Origin of the sequence: Streptobacillus felis (assembly GCF_001559775.1) — a bacterium.
Lineage (GTDB): Bacteria > Fusobacteriota > Fusobacteriia > Fusobacteriales > Leptotrichiaceae > Streptobacillus > Streptobacillus felis.
This window is the reverse complement of record NZ_LOHX01000217.1, coordinates 1-271: the sequence shown is the minus strand read 5'-3', so window position 1 is coordinate 271 and position 271 is coordinate 1. Positions and strand designations below refer to the sequence as shown.

Annotated in this window: 1 protein-coding gene; it reads left to right on the top strand. The window is 30.3% G+C overall.

From position 1 onward, the window contains the following. Positions 1–218 (top strand): CRISPR-associated endonuclease Cas1 (locus tag AYC60_RS03875; protein ID WP_197416950.1); only part of this gene is annotated, 218 nt, incomplete at its 5' end. Positions 219–271 lie beyond the last annotated feature (53 nt).

Here is a 271-nt window from a genome sequence, read left to right as displayed (position 1 = left end):
CAGCAGCAAAAGTTTTCTGTAATTATCTATATGGAACAGGATTTACAAGAAAAAAAGAGAAAGATTCAATTAATATGGCGTTAGAGTACGGGAATGGAGTATTTAGAAGTGCAATTACAAGCATATTATGGAGTTTTGGAATTACAACATATATAGGTGTTCATCATGATTCTATGATGAATGCCTTCAATCTAACATATGATTTTATTGAGCCGTAGAGACCTGTTATCGATTATTATGGTTTTAATTATATGCATCAATTTGTTAATGA